The organism is Bradyrhizobium monzae (genome assembly GCF_021458635.1).
Lineage (GTDB): Bacteria > Pseudomonadota > Alphaproteobacteria > Rhizobiales > Xanthobacteraceae > Bradyrhizobium.
In genome coordinates this window covers 491,755-509,333 of record NZ_JAIRDQ010000004.1, presented here as the reverse complement: position 1 = coordinate 509,333, position 17,579 = coordinate 491,755, and the positions used below count along the sequence as shown (strand labels likewise).

The window sequence follows — 17,579 nt, the reverse complement described above, 5'->3', positions numbered from 1 at the left end:
CCCGACGCTCAGTCGGGCCGCATCTTCCGCCAAGCCGCGTTCAGGTAATAAAAAAGAGCGGGTCCTTTCGGGCCCACTCTCACTACGCGGATCGTATGAGAAGATGAATTGGCGCTGATATAGCCCTTTCCGCCACTCCGGACAAGGCCCATCGCAGCCGGATGCGGGCTTTTTGCAGCCCGGCAGGCCCCCGGGAGCAACGCTTCTTTCACGAACCGGGCCTAAATTTCCCGGTTGTGGGGCGGCTTGAGGCTATGGCGCGCCCACGGCGTGCCAAATTCGAGTTGCGTTTCATGACCGTTGCCACGTCGCTCATTCCCGGACTGGACGATATCGTCAAACGCGGCGATCCCCGGCGTCGTGGCGAGATCGCGAGCGCCATTGCCGCGCTGTTCTTTCAGGACGCCTCAAAACTCCGTCCCGAGCTCGTCGATCTCTTCGACGATCTCCTGATCGATCTCGTCCCGCATGCGGAGCTTGCCTCGCGCGTCGATCTCGCCGAGCGCTTCTCGCGGCTGGATAATGCACCGCCTCATCTGGTCGGCCAGCTCGCGCGCGAAAACGAAATCCTGGTGGCGGGTCCGGTGTTGCGCCGTTCGCCCGTGCTCGATGAAGCCGCACTCGTCGAGATCGCCCGGCTGAAGGGCCAGGGCCATCTGCTGGCGATGACGGAACGGCCGACCCTGTCGACTGAGATCACCGACGTGCTGGTCGAGCGCGGCGATCGCGACGTGGTGCGTCGTGCCGCCGGCAATGCCGGTGCGTCCTTCTCAGCGGGCGGCTATTCGGAACTGATCAAGCGCGCGAGCCGGGATGGCGTGCTGACGCTCAAGATCGGCCAGCGCGACGATATCTCCGGCGAGCATCTTAAAGAACTCCTGGACGGCACGCTCGATGTCATTCGCCGTCGTCTCTCCAGCGTGGTCAATCCGACGCGCCAGGTCGAGATCAAACGCGCCATGGCCTCGATCGAGGACGCCGCGCTGCCGCCCGGCCCGCGGCGCGATTTCTCCGCCGCGCAACGTACGGTGCTTGATCTGCAGCGCGGCGGCCATCTCGGCGAAAGCGCGCTGCTTGGTTTTGCCAAGGCGCAGAAATACGAGGAATCGGTCGCCACGCTCTCGGCGATGGCTGGCGTCAGGCTATCGATGCTCGACCGCCTGATCGCAGGCGACCGCTACGATCCGATCCTGATCCTCGGCCGCGTCCTGAATCTCGGCTGGCCCACGGTGCGCGCGCTGATCCTGATGTGGTACGGGCCGCATCGCATGCCGGCCGATGCCGATCTCGAGCAGTCGCGGATCAATTTCACCCGCCTGATGCCGGCGACCGCCGAGCGCGTCGTGAATTTCTGGCGCAACCGGCGAGCGATCTAACGCCTGCGAAACCGCAAGTACGCCGCCTTGCGTCCCTCGCGCGCGGCCTTACGTCCATAGCGCGTCATGGTGTAGCCGGCCCAGGGCTGGCGAAAATCATCGGCGCGTTCCGCAAGCCACTGAAAATCCGGCGCGCGCGCAAGATGCGAGAGCGTCCAGGCGCAGTAATCGTCGATATCGCAGACGAAACGAAATTCACCGCCCGGCTTCAGCACGCGCGCCATGGCGACGATCGTCCGGTCCTGAACGAAGCGCCGCTTCCAGTGTCGCCGCTTCGGCCAGGGATCGGGATGGATCAGATCGATCCGCGACAGCGAGGCGTCCGGCAGCCAGGCCAGCAGTTCGGCGGCATCGCCGGCGAACAGGCGGATGTTGGTGATGTTGGCCGCCTCGATCTGCGCGAGGATTTTTGCCATGCCGTTGACATAGGGCTCGCAGCCGATGAAGCCCGTCGTCGTGAAGTTTTGCGCCTCCGCGGCGAGATGCTCGCCGCCACCGAAGCCGATCTCGAGCCGCAAGTCTTCGGCTGCGGGATCGAAGATCTCAGCGGCGCTCGCCGGCCTCTCGGTCGTGATGTCGAGCGCAAGATGCGGCAGCAGATGATCGACCAGCTCGGCCTGGTGCTGCCTGAGCTTATGTCCCTTGCGCCGTCCGAAGAAGGCACGCTCGCCGTCCGCGCGATCGGGATCTGATTTGCGTTCGCTCATCGCAGCGTCTGGTACAGGCGGTGGAGCAGCCGCGCGCGCGGCTCGAGCGAGGAGACGTAGAGCTGCTCATAATGGGTGTGTGCGCCCTTGCCGTCGACGCCGAGTCCGTCGAGCGTGCCGGTATGGGGCGCGGTGAAATTGCCGTCCGAGCCGCCGCCGGTGTGGGTGTCGATCAGCTCGAAACCGATCTCCGCGGCAATCGTCTTCGCGTGCTCGTACAGCGAGGCGCCGGCATTGCCTTTCTCGTAGGGAGGGCGATTGAGCTCGCCGGTGACGGTGACGGTGACGCCATCGGTCTTCGATGTCAGTCCGAGGATCTTGCCGACGAATTCTTCCGCATCGTTGAAGCCAGGCACGCGCAGATCGACTTCGGCATAGGCCTCCTCTGGCGTGACGTTGGGCCGCGTGCCGCCGCGCACCACGCCGACATTGACGGTGACGCCGCGCTTCAGGTCGTTCATCCCATCGAGCGTCTGGATGACGTTTGCGAGCTCGCGCACGGCGCTGCGGCCGTCTTCGGGGCGCGAGCCGGCATGTGCGGGCACGCCCTTGATGTAAATCTTGAAGCGCCCGACGCCCTTGCGCCCGGTGACGATCTTGCCGCCGTCGCGCGCCGGTTCCGTCACCAGCACGTATCTGGCCTTGCGCCCTTCGGCCTCGATGAGCGCGCGCGAGGTCGGGCTGCCGATCTCCTCGTCGGAGGTGAACATGTGGGTGATGCCGAGCGGCGGACGCTCGGGCGCAGCGCAAAGCTCTCGAAAGGCGTGATAGGCGATGTAGGCACCGCCCTTCATGTCGTAGATGCCGGGACCGAACGCGCTGTCGCCTTCGACCTTGAACGGCAGACGTTCGATGAAGCCCATGGGATGGACGGTATCGAGATGGCTGAGCACCAGGATACCGGGGCGGTCCTGACCCCAGGTCGAACGCACCACAAGATGATCGCCGCAGCCATCGACGCCGGCGACGCGGTCGAGCGTGACGGGCAGATCGCGGTAATGGTCGGCGACCACGGAGACCAGCCTGTTGACCTGGTCAGGCACCTCCGTCGGCGTCTCGATCTCCACCCAGCGGCGGATACCGGCGAGAATAGTTTGGGAATCGAACGAGTTGGAGTTCGCCATGAAAATATCTGTGCCTTCGAATCGCATCATCTCGGCGGAGGCGCGCTGAAGAGCGGCCGCAAATGACGACATAAGCCAGATTTGGCGCAGTCTCAAATCGGAATGAGTTGGCGCGTCAGCGCTTGTCAGGGCCTTCGCGGGCGGCGATCTGCTCGACGAGATCGACGATCGAACGGCGCAGCTTCGAATCGGTGATTCGGGTGAACGCCTTGGTCAGCGCGAGCCCTTCGGAGGTCGCGAGGAAGTCGGAGACATAAGAGGGCGATGCACCTTCCGCGAAGCCGTCGGGGCCGGCGACGCCGCTCGGTCCACCCTCGAACAGGAACGACACCGGCACCTGCAGAATCTCGGCGATCTGCTGGATTCGGCTTGCTCCAACGCGGTTCGTGCCCTTCTCGTACTTCTGAATCTGCTGGAAAGTCAGGCCCAAAGCTTCACCAAGCTTTTCCTGACTCATGCCCAACATGATGCGGCGCATGCGCACGCGACTGCCGACATATTTGTCAACAGGGTTGGGCGCTTTCGACATTTCCTCAGCCCTCCAAACACCACCGTCGGCGCAATGAAACTATTGCCTCGGGTGACAGCGACGTCAAAACTTCACCCTGATTGGGGAAACATTGCGGAGAAATTTAGCAATGCACCGCTGTCTTGTGCAGCGGGTGCAGAATGGGGAGCCCGCGAGCAGTATGTCAACCGTGGGACTGCGGTTGTCAAAAGTTTCCCGGCGCCTCGCCAGAAGCCGCTAGCTGCAGTGCGATCAGGGGTGCCGTTTGGCAACACGCCGTCGCACCGCCAAAATCACAGCCAGCGCGACCAGCATGGCTGCGGGGATGTCGCCGACTCTCGCATAGATGGTTGGCGGGATTGCGGTGGGCAGGGCTGCATCCAAAATGCCTTCGATTCCGAGACCGAGGCTCGCCACGGTGCGTCCCACCGGATCGATCACCGCCGAGATGCCGGTGTTTGCGGAGCGGACCAGCGGCAGTCCAAGCTCGATGGCGCGCATCCGCGCCTGCTCCAGATGCTGGTACGGACCGGTCGAGATGCCGAACCAGCCGTCATTGGTGAGATTTACCATCCAGCCCGGGCGCTCGTCACGCGTTCCGACCTCGCCGGGGAAAATCGCCTCGTAGCAGATCGACGGCAGCGCAGGCGGTGCGCCCGGCACCGGCAGCACGTGGCGCACCGTGCCGGCAATGAAGCCGCCGCGCATCCGCGTCAGTTGTTCGAAGCCGAGCTTCTCCATCAAATTCTGGTAGGGAAGAAACTCGCCGAACGGAACCAGATGCAGCTTGTCGTAGACCGCAAGCACGCTGCCGTCGTGATCGATCACGTAAATCGAATTGTAGGCCCGGGTGATCGGCGTGCCCGGCGGCAGATCGGGGGCGCGGACCGATCCTGTGATCAGCACCGTGCCCTTGGGCAGCAGCTCTGCGATTTGCGCCATCGCGTCCGCTTCGCGGGTCAGGAAAAACGGAAAGGCGGATTCCGGCCAGATCAAGATCGTGGCGGCGCTCACGCCGGTCGATTGCGGTCCGGAGGCGCGGTCCGACAGCGCGAGATATTTCTTCATCACCTCCGCCTTGGCGGAGTAGTTGAACTTTTGGTCTTGCTGCAGGTTCGGCTGCATCAGGCGCAGCTTCGCACCCGCAACCATCGTGGTCGGATGCAGCGCCATGCGGATGGCGCCGAAGATGCCCATCGCGACCAGCAGCGCAACGGCCCCGGCCGGCACGCGCCAGGCCGGGCGACGGTCGCGCGTGCGGTCGATCAGTACGGCGGGGCTCGCGAAGATCGCAACCGTGAGGAACGTCATGCCCCACTGACCGATCAGCGATGCGGTCTGCGCCAGCGCCAGCGGCTCCGACAGCGCATAGCCGAAAGCGTTCCATGGAAAGCCCGTGAGCACGTGCCCGCGCAACCATTCACTGACGGTGAGGCTCGCGGCGAGTGCGAGAACGCGGGTGGCATCCTTGGTCCAGAGCAGGCGGGCCAACGCGAAGCCGATCGCGGTGAAGATGGAGAGATAGGCCGGCAGGCCCAGCACGGCGAACGGCGTCAGCCAGGCGAACACATCCGCATCGACAAAGAAGGCGATGCCGATCCAGTAGAGGCCGGGGACGAAATAGCCGAGCCCGAACCAGTAGCCGGTCAGCGCTGCGGCAGGGACGCCGCGATAGCGTCCGGCCCCGGCGCCGTCGATCAGCCAGACCATGACGGGGAAGGTGATGAACAGCACCGGAAAGAAATTGAACGGGGCCAGCGCCAGCACCGACAGTGCACCGCACGCCATCGCAAGCAGCGCGCGCTTCCAACCCCAGGTCAGGATGATGGCAAGCGCAATCTGCCGAAGTCGCTGGAACGCGCTCACTGCGAGCCGGTCCCGTCGGCTGGCGGCGGGGTCGGCGTGTCGCCCGCAGGCGGCTGGCCACTCTCGGTCGGGGCCTCGCGGCGGCGGCTCTCGCGCTGGGTGCGCGGCGCGGGGCGTTCCTTTCGCGTCGAGATGCGCAGCCGCTTGACGCGGCGCGGATCGGCATCGAGCACCTCGACCTCGTAATTGCCGGGACCCGAGATCACCTCGCCGCGCACCGGAAGGCGCCCGACGAAGCTGACGAGATAGCCGCCGAGCGTCTCCACTTCCTCGCCGGCCTCGCCGGTGACGAAGTCCTCGCCGATCACGGTGCGCACGTCGTCGAGGCTGGCGCGGGCGTCGGCGATGAAGGCGTTGTCGGGCAGCCGCACGATCGACGGCGGCTCGTCGCTGTCGTGCTCGTCGTCGATTTCGCCGACGATCTGCTCGACGATATCTTCGAGCGAAACCAGCCCGTCGCTGCCGCCATATTCGTCGACGACGAGCGCCAGGTGAATGCGCGTCGCCTGCATCTGTGCGAGCAGGTCGATCGCCCGCATCGACGGCGGCACATAGAGCAGCTTGCGGATGATGCGGGCATCCCCGAGCGGCAGCGCCAGATCGACGGTGCGAAGGTCGAGCCCGGCCGGCAGCGGCTTCTTGCGCTTGGTCTTGGTGGCCTCCGACACGCGCGCACGCGCGGTCATGAAGGCGAGCAGGTCGCGGATGTGGACGATGCCGACGGGATCGTCGAGCGTCTCGTTGTAGACCACGAGGCGCGAATGGCCGGCGCTCTCGAAGCGATCCATCAATTCGCCGAGCGGGATGTCGCGTTTCACCGCGATGATGTCGGCACGATGCACCATGACATCGGCGATGCGGCGCTCGTGCAGGCCGAGGATGTTGCGCAGCATGGTGCGCTCGACCGCGGAGAAGCCGGTGTCGTCGGGCGTGCTCGCGTCGAGCACGACCTGGAGATCGTCGCGCACCGAGCCGGCCTTCCAGCCGAACAGCGTGCGGATGGCGCGCAGCAGCCAGCCATCCGCGGTCGGCCGCAGGACCTCGCCTGATGTCACCACGGCCGGGAGGTTGGCCGTGTTGCGCGGATTGTCGTGAGTAGGCTCTGAATCCGGCATCTCAGTGCGTCCCCGCGCGGTCTGCATAGGGATCGGGGATGCCGAGGTGAGCCAGGATCTCGGTTTCGAGCGCTTCCATCTCTTCCGCGTCGCCGTCGTTCTCGTGATCGTAGCCGATCAAGTGCAGGAAACCATGCACGGCGAGATGACTCAAATGATGATCGAACGGCTTGTGTTCCTCGTCCGCCTCGCGCCGCATGGTCTCGTAGGCGATCGCGATGTCGCCGAGCATGCGCGGTGCATCGCCCGGCTTCCATTCGCCCTCCGGCTGGAGTGCGGGAAACGACAGCACGTTGGTCGGCTTGTCGATGCCGCGCCAGTTGCCGTTGAGAGTGCGGATACCGGCGTCATCGGTCAGCATCACAGCCACTTCCGCCTCCGCGACATCTTCATCGACGGATTCGGCGGCGGCCGCAACGGCGCGCTGGATCACGGTTTCGGCGTCGGGCTCGCTTTGCCAGCAATCGGCGACGACGAGGACCTCGGTCATGGGAAGGTTGGGGTGTGACATGGTTTTGTTCGGGGCGAAAAGGCGCCGGATCCGCGCCCGTGTGGTCCCGCTGTTGTCTCGTCAGGATTTGTTGCCGGCGGGCGGCCGCTGCGGCTGCCCTTCGTAGGCGGAGACGATTCGTGCCACGAGCTCGTGGCGGATGACGTCCTCGGCTTTGAATTGAACTTGCGCAATGCCTTCGACTCCGCTCAGCAGACGCGTCGCCTCGGCCAGACCCGAGGTCTGGCCGTTCGGCAAGTCGATCTGCGAGGGATCGCCGGTTACGATCATGCGGCTATTCTCGCCGAGACGGGTCAGAAACATCTTCATCTGCATCGATGTCGTGTTCTGCGCCTCGTCCAGGATGATGGCTGCGTTGGTCAGCGTGCGGCCGCGCATGAAGGCGAGCGGCGCGATCTCGATCTCGCCGGTCTGCAGCGCGCGCTCGACGATGCGTGCATCCATCAGGTCGTAGAGCGCGTCGTAGATCGGACGCAGATACGGATCGACCTTCTCGCGGAGGTCGCCGGGCAGGAAGCCGAGTCGCTCGCCGGCTTCGACCGCCGGACGCGACAGGATGATCTTGTCGACCTCCTTGCGCTCGAACAATTGCGCGGCATGCGCGACCGCGAGCCAGGTCTTGCCGGTGCCGGCGGGGCCGATGCCGAACACCAGCTCATGGCGCTTCAGCGCGCGGATGTAAGAGTCTTGCGCAGCCGTGCGTGCGCGCACCGGGCGCTTGCGCAAGTTGATGCTGTCGAAGGCCGACTTCGCCGACTTGGCGTCGAACTCGAACAGCGACCCCTGTGCGATCACCGCGCGGATTGCGCCTTCGACCTCGCCCTGGTCGACTTCCTGCCCCTTCACGGCATGCTCATAGAGCGTCTCCAGCACCCGGCGTGCCGCGTCGCAGCCGTCGCGGGTGCCGCCGATGGTGATGTGGTTGCCCTTGGAGTCCACCACGACGCCGAGCCGCCGCTCGATCTGCGCCAGGTTCTGGCCGTAGGGGCCGACCAGCGCGGATGCGGCGCGGTTGTCGTCGAAGTCGATGACGACCTGGGTCTCGGGCGGAACTTGCATGTCGCGGTCAAATTTGCGGCTGGGAGCGATAGAAGACGAATCCGATGCGCTTTTTGGCAAGGGTTCAGGCTCCAGTGGCGATGGATGATAAAGCGGGCTCGCGCGTACGTGGCGTGGCGAGCTCGCCGAGGAAACTGTAGCGCTCGAGGCTGTCGATCCGTACCGGCAGGATTTGTCCGATGATGTCGGACGAGGCCATCACATGCGCAGGCTGGAGGAAGGCGGTGCGGCCGACGATCTGGCCGTCCTTGCGCGCCGGACGTTCGAACAGCACGTCGACCGTTGAGCCAATCGCAGCCTTGTTGAAGGCCGATTGCTGGCTGTCGATCAATTCCTGGAGCCGCTCCAATCGCTGGTCCATCTCGACGGGGGACACCGTCTCCTGCATATCCGCGGCCGGCGTTCCCGGCCGGGCGGAGTATTTGAACGAATATGCTGCAGCGTAGCCGATTTGCGTGACAAGCGCGAGTGTCGCGAGAAAATCTTGCTCGCTTTCCCCTGGGAAGCCCACGATGAAATCTGATGAAAAAGCAATGTCTTGGCGCGCGGACCGGAAACGGTCGATGACGCGCCGATAATCATCGGCGGTATGTTTCCGGTTCATGGCGGCCAGGATTCGGTCCGAACCCGACTGCACCGGCAGGTGCACGAACGGCATCAGCGCATCGAGATCGCGATGGGCTGCAATCAAGGTATCATCGACGTCGCGGGGGTGGCTGGTCGAGTAGCGCAGCCGTGCGATGCCGGGAATCTGCGCCAGGCGCTCCAGCAATTGGCCGAGCCCCCAGCTTTTTCCATCCGGTCCGTCGCCGTGATAGGCGTTGACGTTCTGGCCGATCAGCGTGAGCTCGCGCACGCCGTTGTCGGCGAGACGCTTCACGTCGTCGATGATCTTTGCGACGGGCCGCGAGACTTCGGCGCCGCGCGTGTAGGGCACGACGCAGAAGGTGCAGAACTTGTTGCAGCCTTCCTGCACGGTCACGAAAGCGGAAATACCGCGCGCGCGGATCGCCTCGGGCTTCGGCTGGGCAAGGAAGCCGAACTTGTCCGCGGCCGGAAACTCGGTCTCGATGGCGCGGCCTTCATGGCCGGCGCGCTTCAACAGCTCGGGCAGGTGATGATAGCTCTGTGGACCGACCACGACGTCGACCGCCGGTGCGCGGCGCACGATCTCCTCGCCTTCGGCCTGGGCGACGCAGCCTGCGACCGCGATCTGCATGGCGCGGCCCTCGCGCGCGGCCTCGTCCTTGGCGACGCGCAGGCGGCCGAGCTCGGAATAGACCTTTTCAGAGGCCTTTTCGCGGATGTGGCAGGTGTTGAGGATGACGAGATCGGCGTCCTCGGCGTTGGCCGTCTCCACGAATCCTTCCGGAGCCAGCGTGTCCACCATGCGCTGGGCATCGTAGACGTTCATCTGGCAGCCATATGATTTGATGTGCAGCTTGCGCGGCGGCTTCATGGAACCCGGAATTGAGGTGGAGGACGGCCCTCAGATATAGGCTGAGGGGCCGAAAATCCAGCGATTGGAGCCTGAAAGGGTCATTCCAGGGGTATGAAGCAGCCGCGAAGTGCGGAATCGAGAGGTTTGGCGCCGGATTCAGCCCGTCAGGGCGTCCGCTGCGATCCGCCGGACCAGTTCAGGCAATTGATGCATGTCCGAGAAGGTCAGGTCGGCACCGGCCTGGCGCAGGGTTTCGGCATGGCCGGCCCCGCAATGGCTGCCACCGTAAAAGCCGAACACTTTCATCCGGGCCGCCCGCGCACCGGCGATGCCGGCAAGGCTGTCCTCGATCACGACACAGCGCTCCGGCGGCACGCCCATTTCCTTCGCAGCAAACAGGAACAGGTCCGGTGCAGGCTTGCCGTTTGTCACCTGCGAGGACGAGAAGATGTTGGGGGCGAGGCGTTCATAGAGCCCAGTGCTTCCGAGACTCACCCGCATGCGCGGATGCGAACCGCTCGAGGCAACGCAGACCCGTTGCGTCACGACGTCGAGCACGTCGTGGATGCCGTGGATCGCTTCGAGATCGGCTTCGAACGCGCGAAACAGCTCGTCCTGCAGATCGCCGTGATAGGCCTCGGGCAGCTTGCGGCCGAGTTCGGCTTCGATCTCGAGATTGGCCTGTTTCGTCGAGCGGCCAAGGAAGCGCTCGGACACCTGCTCCGATGTGATCGGATAGCCGTGACGGGTCAGCACATCGGCATGCGCGCGACAGGAGATCGCCTCGCTGTCCACGAGCACGCCGTCGCAATCGAAGATGATGAGATCAACGGCCACGAGATCAGGACGTCGGCTTGTCGTCGTCGAGCGGGACGCAATAGAGCTCGAGCCGGTGATCGACCAGCTTGTAGCCGAGCTTGCGGGCGATCTCCGCCTGAAGCTTCTCGATCTCTTCGGAGGTGAACTCGATGACCTTGCCGTCGCGCAGATTGATGAGGTGGTCGTGATGGCTGTCGCGCATCGTCTCGTAGCGCGCGCGGCCCTCGCGGAAATCGTGACGCTCGATGATGCCGGCATCCTCGAACAGTTTGACGGTGCGATAGACGGTCGAGATCGAGATCTTGTCGTCGACGGCGACACAGCGCCGGTACAGTTCCTCGACGTCGGGATGATCGACCGCTTCCGCAAGCACGCGGGCGATGACGCGGCGTTGCTCGGTCATGCGCATGCCGGTGGCGGCACAGCGCGCCTCGATGCCGGACGCCTTGGATGCGGAAGAGGGTTTAAGTCCAGTCATGTGATGTCTGCCTGACGGGCGCTTTCTGCCATCGATACTACGACAAGTCACGTCGCATCAGAAGTGCGTTCAATTGTTCCCCGTTGGCCTGCTTATAGTAGCGTTCGCGGCGCCCGACCACCACGAATCCGCCTCGGTCATAGAGCCGTCGTGCCGGCTGATTGTTCTCCTCGACCTCCAGAAATATCGTGCGCACGCCTCGCCCCGCGAGGTGACCCAGATGGGTCATCAGCAGCGTTCGGGAGAGACCGCGGCCGCGATGGGACTGGTCGACCGCGACCGAGAGGATTTCGGCTTCGTCCGCGCCGATCCGCGATACGGCAAATCCGATGGTCTTGCGACCGAGCCGCAAGCGGTGGACGAGCGTGTTGCGCTCGCTGAGCATGACCTCGAACTCGCTTTCGCCCCAGCCGTGCGCGAAAGAGGCGGCGTGGAGCTGTGCCAACCGTGTCGCGTCGCGCACGGACGCCGGTTCGACGGCGGCGGTGCCGCCGCGCCACCATTCCGAAAACCATCTCATCATGACGTTGCGGCTTGAGCGGCGAGCAGGGGCTGGACCGCCGGCTTTGCATCGGGCGCCTTCAGATAGAACGGCCGCGCCGGATTGGTGTCGGCATTTGCCGCAGCGCCGAGCCAGGCGACCCAGCTGATGTCGGGTGCGGGCTGCGGGTCGACCGAAACAGGTTGCGACGCATCTTTCGGCCAGCGCTCGGCGAGAATCTTTGCGGCATTGCCGACCAGATGCGGCGCGCCGAATTGCGAGGCCGCGATCGCCTCGTCGACGGGAGCGACGGCCGGCCGCACCAGCAAACTGCCGTCGCCGGCGACGATCTGGAAATAGACGTGATCGTGCCGCGCATCGATCGCGGAGATCACCGGCACCGTTCCGCTCTGGCCGACAATGGCGGCTGCGTAGGCCGACAAGGTCGTCAGTCCGACGGCCGGCCGCTTGGCCGCGAGCGCGAGACCGCGGGCCGCCGAGATGCCGACGCGCAAGCCGGTGAAGCTGCCGGGGCCGACCGTGACCGCGATGCGGTCGAGCGCCGTGAAAGCGAGATCGGCCGACCGCATCACGCGCGCGATCATCGGCATCAGCGCCTCGGCATGGCCGCGCTTCATGAGCAGCAGCTCCTGCGCGAGGAGCTCACCGGCGTCGGTGTCGAGAACGGCAGCCGCACACGCTTCGAGCGCGGTATCGATGGCAAGGATCAGCATGAAAAAACGAGCAGTGAGTGGCGAACGGCGGACAGCTTAGCGAACCAGACGCCCATCCGCCATTCGTCATTCACTGTTCGTAGCCCCTGATATCGCCGCACTTCGTAGGGCGGGCAAAGGCGCTCTTGGGCCGTGCCCACCAGCTTTGCCTCTATGAAAGAAGGTGGTCACGCTTCGCTTTGCCCACCCTATGGCAGCTCGCTCACATCGGCCGGACTTCGACCACGTCAGGCACAAAGTGCTTCAGCAGATTCTGAATGCCGTGCTGGAGCGTCGCGGTCGATGACGGGCAGCCGGAGCAGGCGCCCTTCATGTTGAGATAGACGATACCGTCCTTGAAGCCGCGGAAAGTGATGTCGCCGCCGTCATTGGCGACCGCCGGCCGCACCCGCGTCTCGATCAGATCCTTGATCATGTCGACCGTCTCGGCATCGGACTCGTCGAAGAACTCGTCTTCGTCGTCGAGATCGACATCGGCTTGCGCAGCGCCGTCGGCGAGCAGCGGCGCGCCGGACATGTAGTGCTCCATGATGGCACCGAGGATCGCGGGCTTAAGCTGCTGCCATTCACCGTTCGCCTTGGTCACGGTGATGAAATCCGACCCATAGAACACGCCGGTGACGCCGGGCACCTCGAACAGCTTTTCCGCGAGCGGCGAACGCACAGCGGATTCGCGGCTAGCAAACTCCATCGGGCTGCCGTCGACGACGACGCGGCCGGGAATGAATTTCAACGTGGCGGGATTGGGGGTGGCTTCGGTTTGAATGAACATGGTTCTCTCCAGACGTCGCCGGTTCAAGGCCGGCGCGTGCTCCATCCAGTAGCAGATGGCGACGGGGAACGCACGGTCAAGGGGATAGACGGTCGTTTCGCTGTTATTTCAGCGGGTTAGGCCATTGCTTACCGTCCCATGGAGGGGTCGGAGCGGCTACGTCAGCGAATCCACGCTTTGATCGCTCAGCGCACCTGAAATGATGGTCACCGGCACCGGGAACGTGCCGAGTGCATGCGTGAGCAGCGCCACCCACGGTCCCGGCCCTTCCGCGCCGGGGCTGGCGGCGAGCACGAGCATGGCAATATCGGGGTCCTCGTCGATGACCGCGAGCAGCTGTTCCATCGCGGCGCCCTCGCGGATGAGCCGCTCCGGCGTGATCGCGGCAATGCCGTTGGCGCGGCCGGCGGCGCGGTCGAGCGCGGCTTCCGCCGCTTCATGGGCCTCGGCGCGCATAATGTCGGCGACACCCAGCCATTGCTGGTTCTGGTCCTCGATCTCGATGATGCGCAACATCACCACGCCGCCGCCGGCGCGGATCGCCCAGCGGCTGGCGTAATAGACCGCGCGATCCCATTCGGCGGTGTCGTCGACGATGACGAGGCATTTGGGCTTGTGACCCGGCTCGAAGCAAAGTCGCTTGCTGGTCATGCCTATCCCGGAATGTGCACGGGGAGCATGCTGCCACACTCGCTCGCGCTTGGGGAGAGGCGAAGCGGCCTGCGCCGCGGCGCAGGCCGGACTTCAGCGACGGCGAATGAAGCCGACGATGTCCTTGGAGAGGTTCATGGTCTCCTCGGCGATGGCGCGGGCCCGATCGGAACCATCGTTCAGGATGGCGTCGATATGGCTGGGCTCGGCCACCAGGCGCTTCATCTCGCCGGCGATCGGCGCGAGCTTGGTCACGCACAGCTCCGCCAGCGCGTTCTTGAAGCTGGAGAACTGGCCGCCGCCGAACTCGCCGAGCACGCTGGCCTTGGAACGGCCGGAGAGCGCGGCGAAAATGCCGACGAGATTGTCGGCCTCGGGACGTGCTTCCAAGCCCTTCTCTTCGCTCGGCAAGGGCTCCGGATCGGTCTTCGCCTTGCGGATCTTCTGCGCGATGGTGTCGGCGTCGTCGGTCAGATTGATGCGCGAATTGTCCGACGCATCTGATTTCGACATCTTCTTGGTGCCGTCGCGCAGGCTCATCACGCGCGTCGCCGGGCCCGTGATCAGGGGTTCCGGCAACGGGAAGAACAGGCCGTCATTGGTGCCATGGCTACGAATGGAATCGCCGAAATCATTGTTGAACTTCTGCGCGATGTCGCGCGAGAGCTCGAGATGCTGCTTCTGGTCCTCGCCGACCGGAACGTGGGTGGCGCGGTAAAGCAGAATGTCGGCGGCCATCAGCACGGGATAGTCGAACAGCCCGACCGAGGCGTTCTCGCGGTCCTTGCCGGCCTTCTCCTTGAACTGGGTCATGCGGCCGAGCCAGCCCATGCGCGCGACGCAGTTGAAGATCCAGGCGAGCTCGGCGTGGCCGGAGACCTGGCTCTGGTTGAACACGATGTGCTTCCTGGGATCGATGCCGCTTGCGATGAACGCCGCGGTCACCTCGCGGGTGTTGCGCGCGAGCTCGGCCGGGCCGCCCCAGACGTCCACGCCCTGCGTGATCGCGTGCATGTCGACGACGCAATAGATGCAGTTGTGGGTTTCCTGCATCTTCACGAAGTTGACAATCGCGCCGAGATAATTGCCGAGGTGCAGATTGCCCGTCGGCTGGACGCCCGAAAAAACCCGTTCAACGAATGGCATGGCAAGTGTTCCCAGAGGTATTCGGGCCGTCGTTTCCAACAGCGGCGCTGCCCCGTCAAGGGTAATTCGATCGACCCGCGTGGGCCGAGGTCGGTCAGGCGGGCCGCTTCAGGGCATTAACCGCCTCGCGCCAGGACGCCGCGCCGAGGATTTGCAGGAGCAGGCCATAGACGGCGATTCCGGCGCCAATCTGCAAGCCCAGCACAATGAAGCGGATGAGGCCGTGGGCCTCAACCGGCATCAGCCCCGTCGTCAGCCAGAGCAGGGCGCCCATGGCGGCGGCCGCAAGCACGATCCGCGGCAGCCGTTTTCGCGCGACAGCATCAACCGAGAAGCCGAATTCGCCGGTGCCTTTGCGAAGTAACGAGACGGCGCTGCTCCAGGCGCCGGCGGCGATGCTGGCCGCGATCCCGCTCGCGCCAAAGAAGTGCCCAAGCAGCACAGCGAGCGCGACCGCGACCACAAGGCCTTTGGCGGTGGCGAGCAGCGGCGTCATTGTGTCGCTGCGGGCAAAGAAGGCCGGCGACAGCGCCTTGATCAGCACGTGCGCCGGCAGGCCCAATGCCAGCCACATCAGCGCGTGTGCGGTCGCCGTACTGTCATCGGCGCCGAACGCGCCATGCTCGAACAAAAGCCGCACGATCGGTTCGGCCAGCACGGCAAGGCCGAGCGTGGCGGGCAGCGCCAGCCCGGTCGCGAGCTCCAGCGCGCGCGATTCCGCATGGGCCACCGCGTCGCGGTCGCCGCTCCCCACGGCGCGCGTCAGCTCCGGCACCAGCACCGTGCCCATGGCGACGCCGACAATGCCGAGCGGCAGCTCGATCAGGCGGTTGGCGAAATAGAGCCAGGACACGGCCGACGGCGTTGCGGAGGCGATGATCGCGCCGGCCACCATCAGCCATTGCGGGCCGGAGCTTGCGATCATGCCGGGGATCGCCTTGGCAAAGAAGCTGCGCATCTCCTTGTCTAAACTTGCGCGCAACGGTGTCGCGAGCTGCGCACCTCGCTGCGACACCAGCATCAGGAGTTGCAGCAGGCCGGCAATGCCGACGGTCGCCGCCAGCATCCATGCGGCGAGGGACGCATCGGCGTGCCAGACCAGCAGCATCGCGATCGTTGCAATCAACGCGATGTTGAACAGCAGCGGCGAGAACGCCGTGAGCGCAAATCTCCCTTGCGCATTCAGCAGCCCCATCAGCACCGTGACCGGGCCAGCAAAGGCCAGATAAGGCAGCATCAGCCGCGCGTTCTGAACGGCGAGATCGAGCGTGTGGCTGCCGACGAAGCCCGGCGCGATGATCGTGATGATCAGCGGCATCAACAGCGCGATCACGATGGAGATCACGATCAGGGCCGCGCTGACCGTGCCGAGCACGCGCCCCGCAAACGCGGAGGCGGCCACTTCCCCATCGCGCTCACGGACGCGCAGCCAGGCCGGAATCAGGGCCGCATTCAGCGCGCCTTCGCTGAGCAGGCGCCGTACCACGTTGACGAGCTGGAATGCGGCCAAAAACGCATCCGCCACGGCGCCGGTGCCGAGCAGCGCCGCGATCAGGGAATCGCGGGCAAAGCCCAGTAGCCGCGAGGCCAGTGTTCCCGTCGAAACTGTCAGGAAGGAGCGGATCATCGGACGTACATAATACCGTTGCTTGCCCGTAGAGGCCCGGTCGTGATAGGCCGCGAACCAGATTTCAGGCCGACAGGAAGCGGATTTCTCCGGCAATCGCAATCCGGCAAACAGGATCAAGGTGAATGGCTGACGTGAAATATGACGTTCTCGGCATCGGCAACGCGCTGTTCGACGTGCTGGTCCGGACCGATGAAGCCTTTTTGGTCAAGCACGGCATGACCAAGGGCGGCATGTCCCTGATCGACGAGGCGCGGGCTGCTGCGATCTATGCGGACATGGGTCCGGCGACGGAAGTCTCGGGCGGCTCGGCCGCCAACACGATCGTGGGCATCGGCAGCCTGGGCGCGCGTGCCGCTTATGTCGGCAAGGTCAAGGACGACCAGATCGGCAAGCTCTATGTCCACGACATCCGCGCCGCCGGCGTCGCCTTCAACACGCCGGCCGCGAAAGACGGCCCCGCGACCGGCTGCTCCTACATCCTGGTCACGGGCGACGGCGAGCGCACTATGAACACCTATCTCGGCGCGGCGCAGGATCTGTCGCCGGCTGACATCGATCCGGCCGAGATCGCGGCCGCCAAGATCGTCTATCTCGAAGGTTATCTTTGGGATCCGCCGGGCGCCAAGGAAGCCTTCCTGAAGGCCTCCAAGATTGCTCACGAGGCTGGCCGCAAGGTGGCGCTGACGCTGTCGGACTCCTTCTGCGTCGGCCGCTATCGCGACGAGTTTCTGGGGCTGATGCGGGGCGGCACCGCCGACATCGTGTTCGCCAACGAGTCCGAGCTGCACTCGCTCTACGAGACCTCCGACTTCGACACCGCGCTCAAGCAGCTGCGCAACGACGTCAAGCTCGGCGTGGTCACCCGCAGCGAGAAGGGCTGCGTGGTGGTGACGCCGACGGACGCCGTCGCCGCGCCGGCCTCGCCGATCACGCAGCTGGTGGACACCACCGGCGCCGGCGATCTGTTCGCGGCTGGCTTCCTGTACGGCCTCTCGCGCGATCTGTCGCACAAGCAGTGCGGCGAGCTCGGTGCGCTTGCCGCCGCCGAAGTGATCCAGCATATCGGCGCGCGCCCGCAGGTGTCGCTGAAGCAATTGGCGCAGCAGCGCGGGTTGACGGTTTAACTCCGCTCTCTCCCCGTCATTGCGAGGAGCGCAGCGA

Annotated in this window: 18 protein-coding genes; 2 read left to right on the top strand and 16 right to left on the bottom strand. The window is 64.9% G+C overall.

All coding sequences use genetic code 11. The features are described from left to right. The first annotated feature begins 293 nt into the window (after positions 1-293). On the top strand, positions 294-1,376 hold the full coding sequence (locus K3F49_RS18725) for a DUF2336 domain-containing protein (protein WP_234682417.1): 1,083 nt from the start codon (positions 294-296) through the stop codon (positions 1,374-1,376). Here the strand turns inward: K3F49_RS18725 and trmB are convergent. The 16 genes from trmB to murJ form a co-directional block, all read right to left on the bottom strand. Beyond that, the gene (trmB, locus tag K3F49_RS18720) at positions 1,373-2,083 is read right to left on the bottom strand and encodes a tRNA (guanosine(46)-N7)-methyltransferase TrmB (protein WP_234682416.1); all 711 of its coding nucleotides are present in this window, start codon (positions 2,081-2,083) and stop codon (positions 1,373-1,375) included. The genes K3F49_RS18725 and trmB overlap by 4 nt on opposite strands. Then, the gene (locus K3F49_RS18715; protein WP_234682523.1) at positions 2,080-3,237 is read right to left on the bottom strand and encodes a M20 family metallopeptidase; all 1,158 of its coding nucleotides are present in this window, start codon (positions 3,235-3,237) and stop codon (positions 2,080-2,082) included. The genes trmB and K3F49_RS18715 overlap by 4 nt, the downstream gene beginning before the upstream one ends. Positions 3,238-3,322: 85 nt before the next feature. Next, positions 3,323-3,736 (bottom strand): helix-turn-helix domain-containing protein, encoded by a 414-nt coding sequence (locus tag K3F49_RS18710; RefSeq protein ID WP_057746952.1) that lies wholly within the window; start codon positions 3,734-3,736, stop codon positions 3,323-3,325. Positions 3,737-3,967: 231 nt separating this feature from the next. Beyond that, positions 3,968-5,581, bottom strand: coding sequence for an apolipoprotein N-acyltransferase (gene lnt, locus K3F49_RS18705; RefSeq protein WP_234682415.1), 1,614 nt, complete (start codon positions 5,579-5,581; stop codon positions 3,968-3,970). Beyond that, positions 5,578-6,696: a hemolysin family protein gene (locus K3F49_RS18700; protein ID WP_234682414.1), complete on the bottom strand. Its 1,119-nt coding sequence runs from the start codon at positions 6,694-6,696 to the stop codon at positions 5,578-5,580. Before K3F49_RS18700 ends, lnt begins: the two co-directional genes overlap by 4 nt. A gap of 1 nt (position 6,697) precedes the next feature. Beyond that, positions 6,698-7,207 (bottom strand): rRNA maturation RNase YbeY, encoded by a 510-nt coding sequence (gene ybeY, locus K3F49_RS18695; protein WP_234682413.1) that lies wholly within the window; start codon positions 7,205-7,207, stop codon positions 6,698-6,700. A 60-nt stretch (positions 7,208-7,267) separates the two neighbouring features. Continuing rightward, a complete protein-coding gene (locus tag K3F49_RS18690; protein ID WP_234682412.1) occupies positions 7,268-8,266 on the bottom strand; it encodes a PhoH family protein in 999 nt (332 codons plus the stop codon). A 64-nt stretch (positions 8,267-8,330) separates the two neighbouring features. Continuing rightward, complete coding sequence (gene miaB, locus K3F49_RS18685; protein ID WP_234682411.1) at positions 8,331-9,725, bottom strand: tRNA (N6-isopentenyl adenosine(37)-C2)-methylthiotransferase MiaB; 1,395 nt, start codon at positions 9,723-9,725, stop codon at positions 8,331-8,333. Positions 9,726-9,863: 138 nt separating this feature from the next. Next, positions 9,864-10,544 carry an HAD family hydrolase gene (locus K3F49_RS18680; RefSeq protein WP_234682410.1) on the bottom strand — a complete coding sequence of 227 codons (681 nt, stop codon included), beginning with the start codon at positions 10,542-10,544 and terminating at the stop codon, positions 9,864-9,866. Positions 10,545-10,548: 4 nt separating this feature from the next. Further along, positions 10,549-11,004, bottom strand: coding sequence for a Fur family transcriptional regulator (locus tag K3F49_RS18675; protein WP_200470780.1), 456 nt, complete (start codon positions 11,002-11,004; stop codon positions 10,549-10,551). Between the two features lie 37 nt (positions 11,005-11,041). Continuing rightward, positions 11,042-11,527, bottom strand: coding sequence for a ribosomal protein S18-alanine N-acetyltransferase (gene rimI / locus K3F49_RS18670; RefSeq protein ID WP_234682409.1), 486 nt, complete (start codon positions 11,525-11,527; stop codon positions 11,042-11,044). Next, complete coding sequence (tsaB, locus tag K3F49_RS18665; RefSeq protein WP_234682408.1) at positions 11,524-12,219, bottom strand: tRNA (adenosine(37)-N6)-threonylcarbamoyltransferase complex dimerization subunit type 1 TsaB; 696 nt, start codon at positions 12,217-12,219, stop codon at positions 11,524-11,526. Before tsaB ends, rimI begins: the two co-directional genes overlap by 4 nt. Positions 12,220-12,421: 202 nt before the next feature. Then, the gene (locus K3F49_RS18660; protein WP_234682407.1) at positions 12,422-12,991 is read right to left on the bottom strand and encodes a NifU family protein; all 570 of its coding nucleotides are present in this window, start codon (positions 12,989-12,991) and stop codon (positions 12,422-12,424) included. Positions 12,992-13,147: 156 nt separating this feature from the next. After that, positions 13,148-13,642, bottom strand: a complete 495-nt coding sequence (locus tag K3F49_RS18655) for a universal stress protein (RefSeq protein WP_234682406.1) — start codon at positions 13,640-13,642, stop codon at positions 13,148-13,150. A gap of 93 nt (positions 13,643-13,735) precedes the next feature. Next, a complete protein-coding gene (trpS, locus tag K3F49_RS18650) occupies positions 13,736-14,788 on the bottom strand; it encodes a tryptophan--tRNA ligase (RefSeq protein WP_234682405.1) in 1,053 nt (350 codons plus the stop codon). A 94-nt stretch (positions 14,789-14,882) separates the two neighbouring features. Then, positions 14,883-16,415 carry a murein biosynthesis integral membrane protein MurJ gene (gene murJ / locus K3F49_RS18645; RefSeq protein WP_234682404.1) on the bottom strand — a complete coding sequence of 511 codons (1,533 nt, stop codon included), beginning with the start codon at positions 16,413-16,415 and terminating at the stop codon, positions 14,883-14,885. Between the two features lie 125 nt (positions 16,416-16,540). Here murJ and K3F49_RS18640 point away from each other — a divergent pair, with 125 nt between their 5' ends. Then, positions 16,541-17,542: an adenosine kinase gene (locus K3F49_RS18640; protein WP_234682403.1), complete on the top strand. Its 1,002-nt coding sequence runs from the start codon at positions 16,541-16,543 to the stop codon at positions 17,540-17,542. The last annotated feature ends 37 nt before the right edge of the window (positions 17,543-17,579 follow it).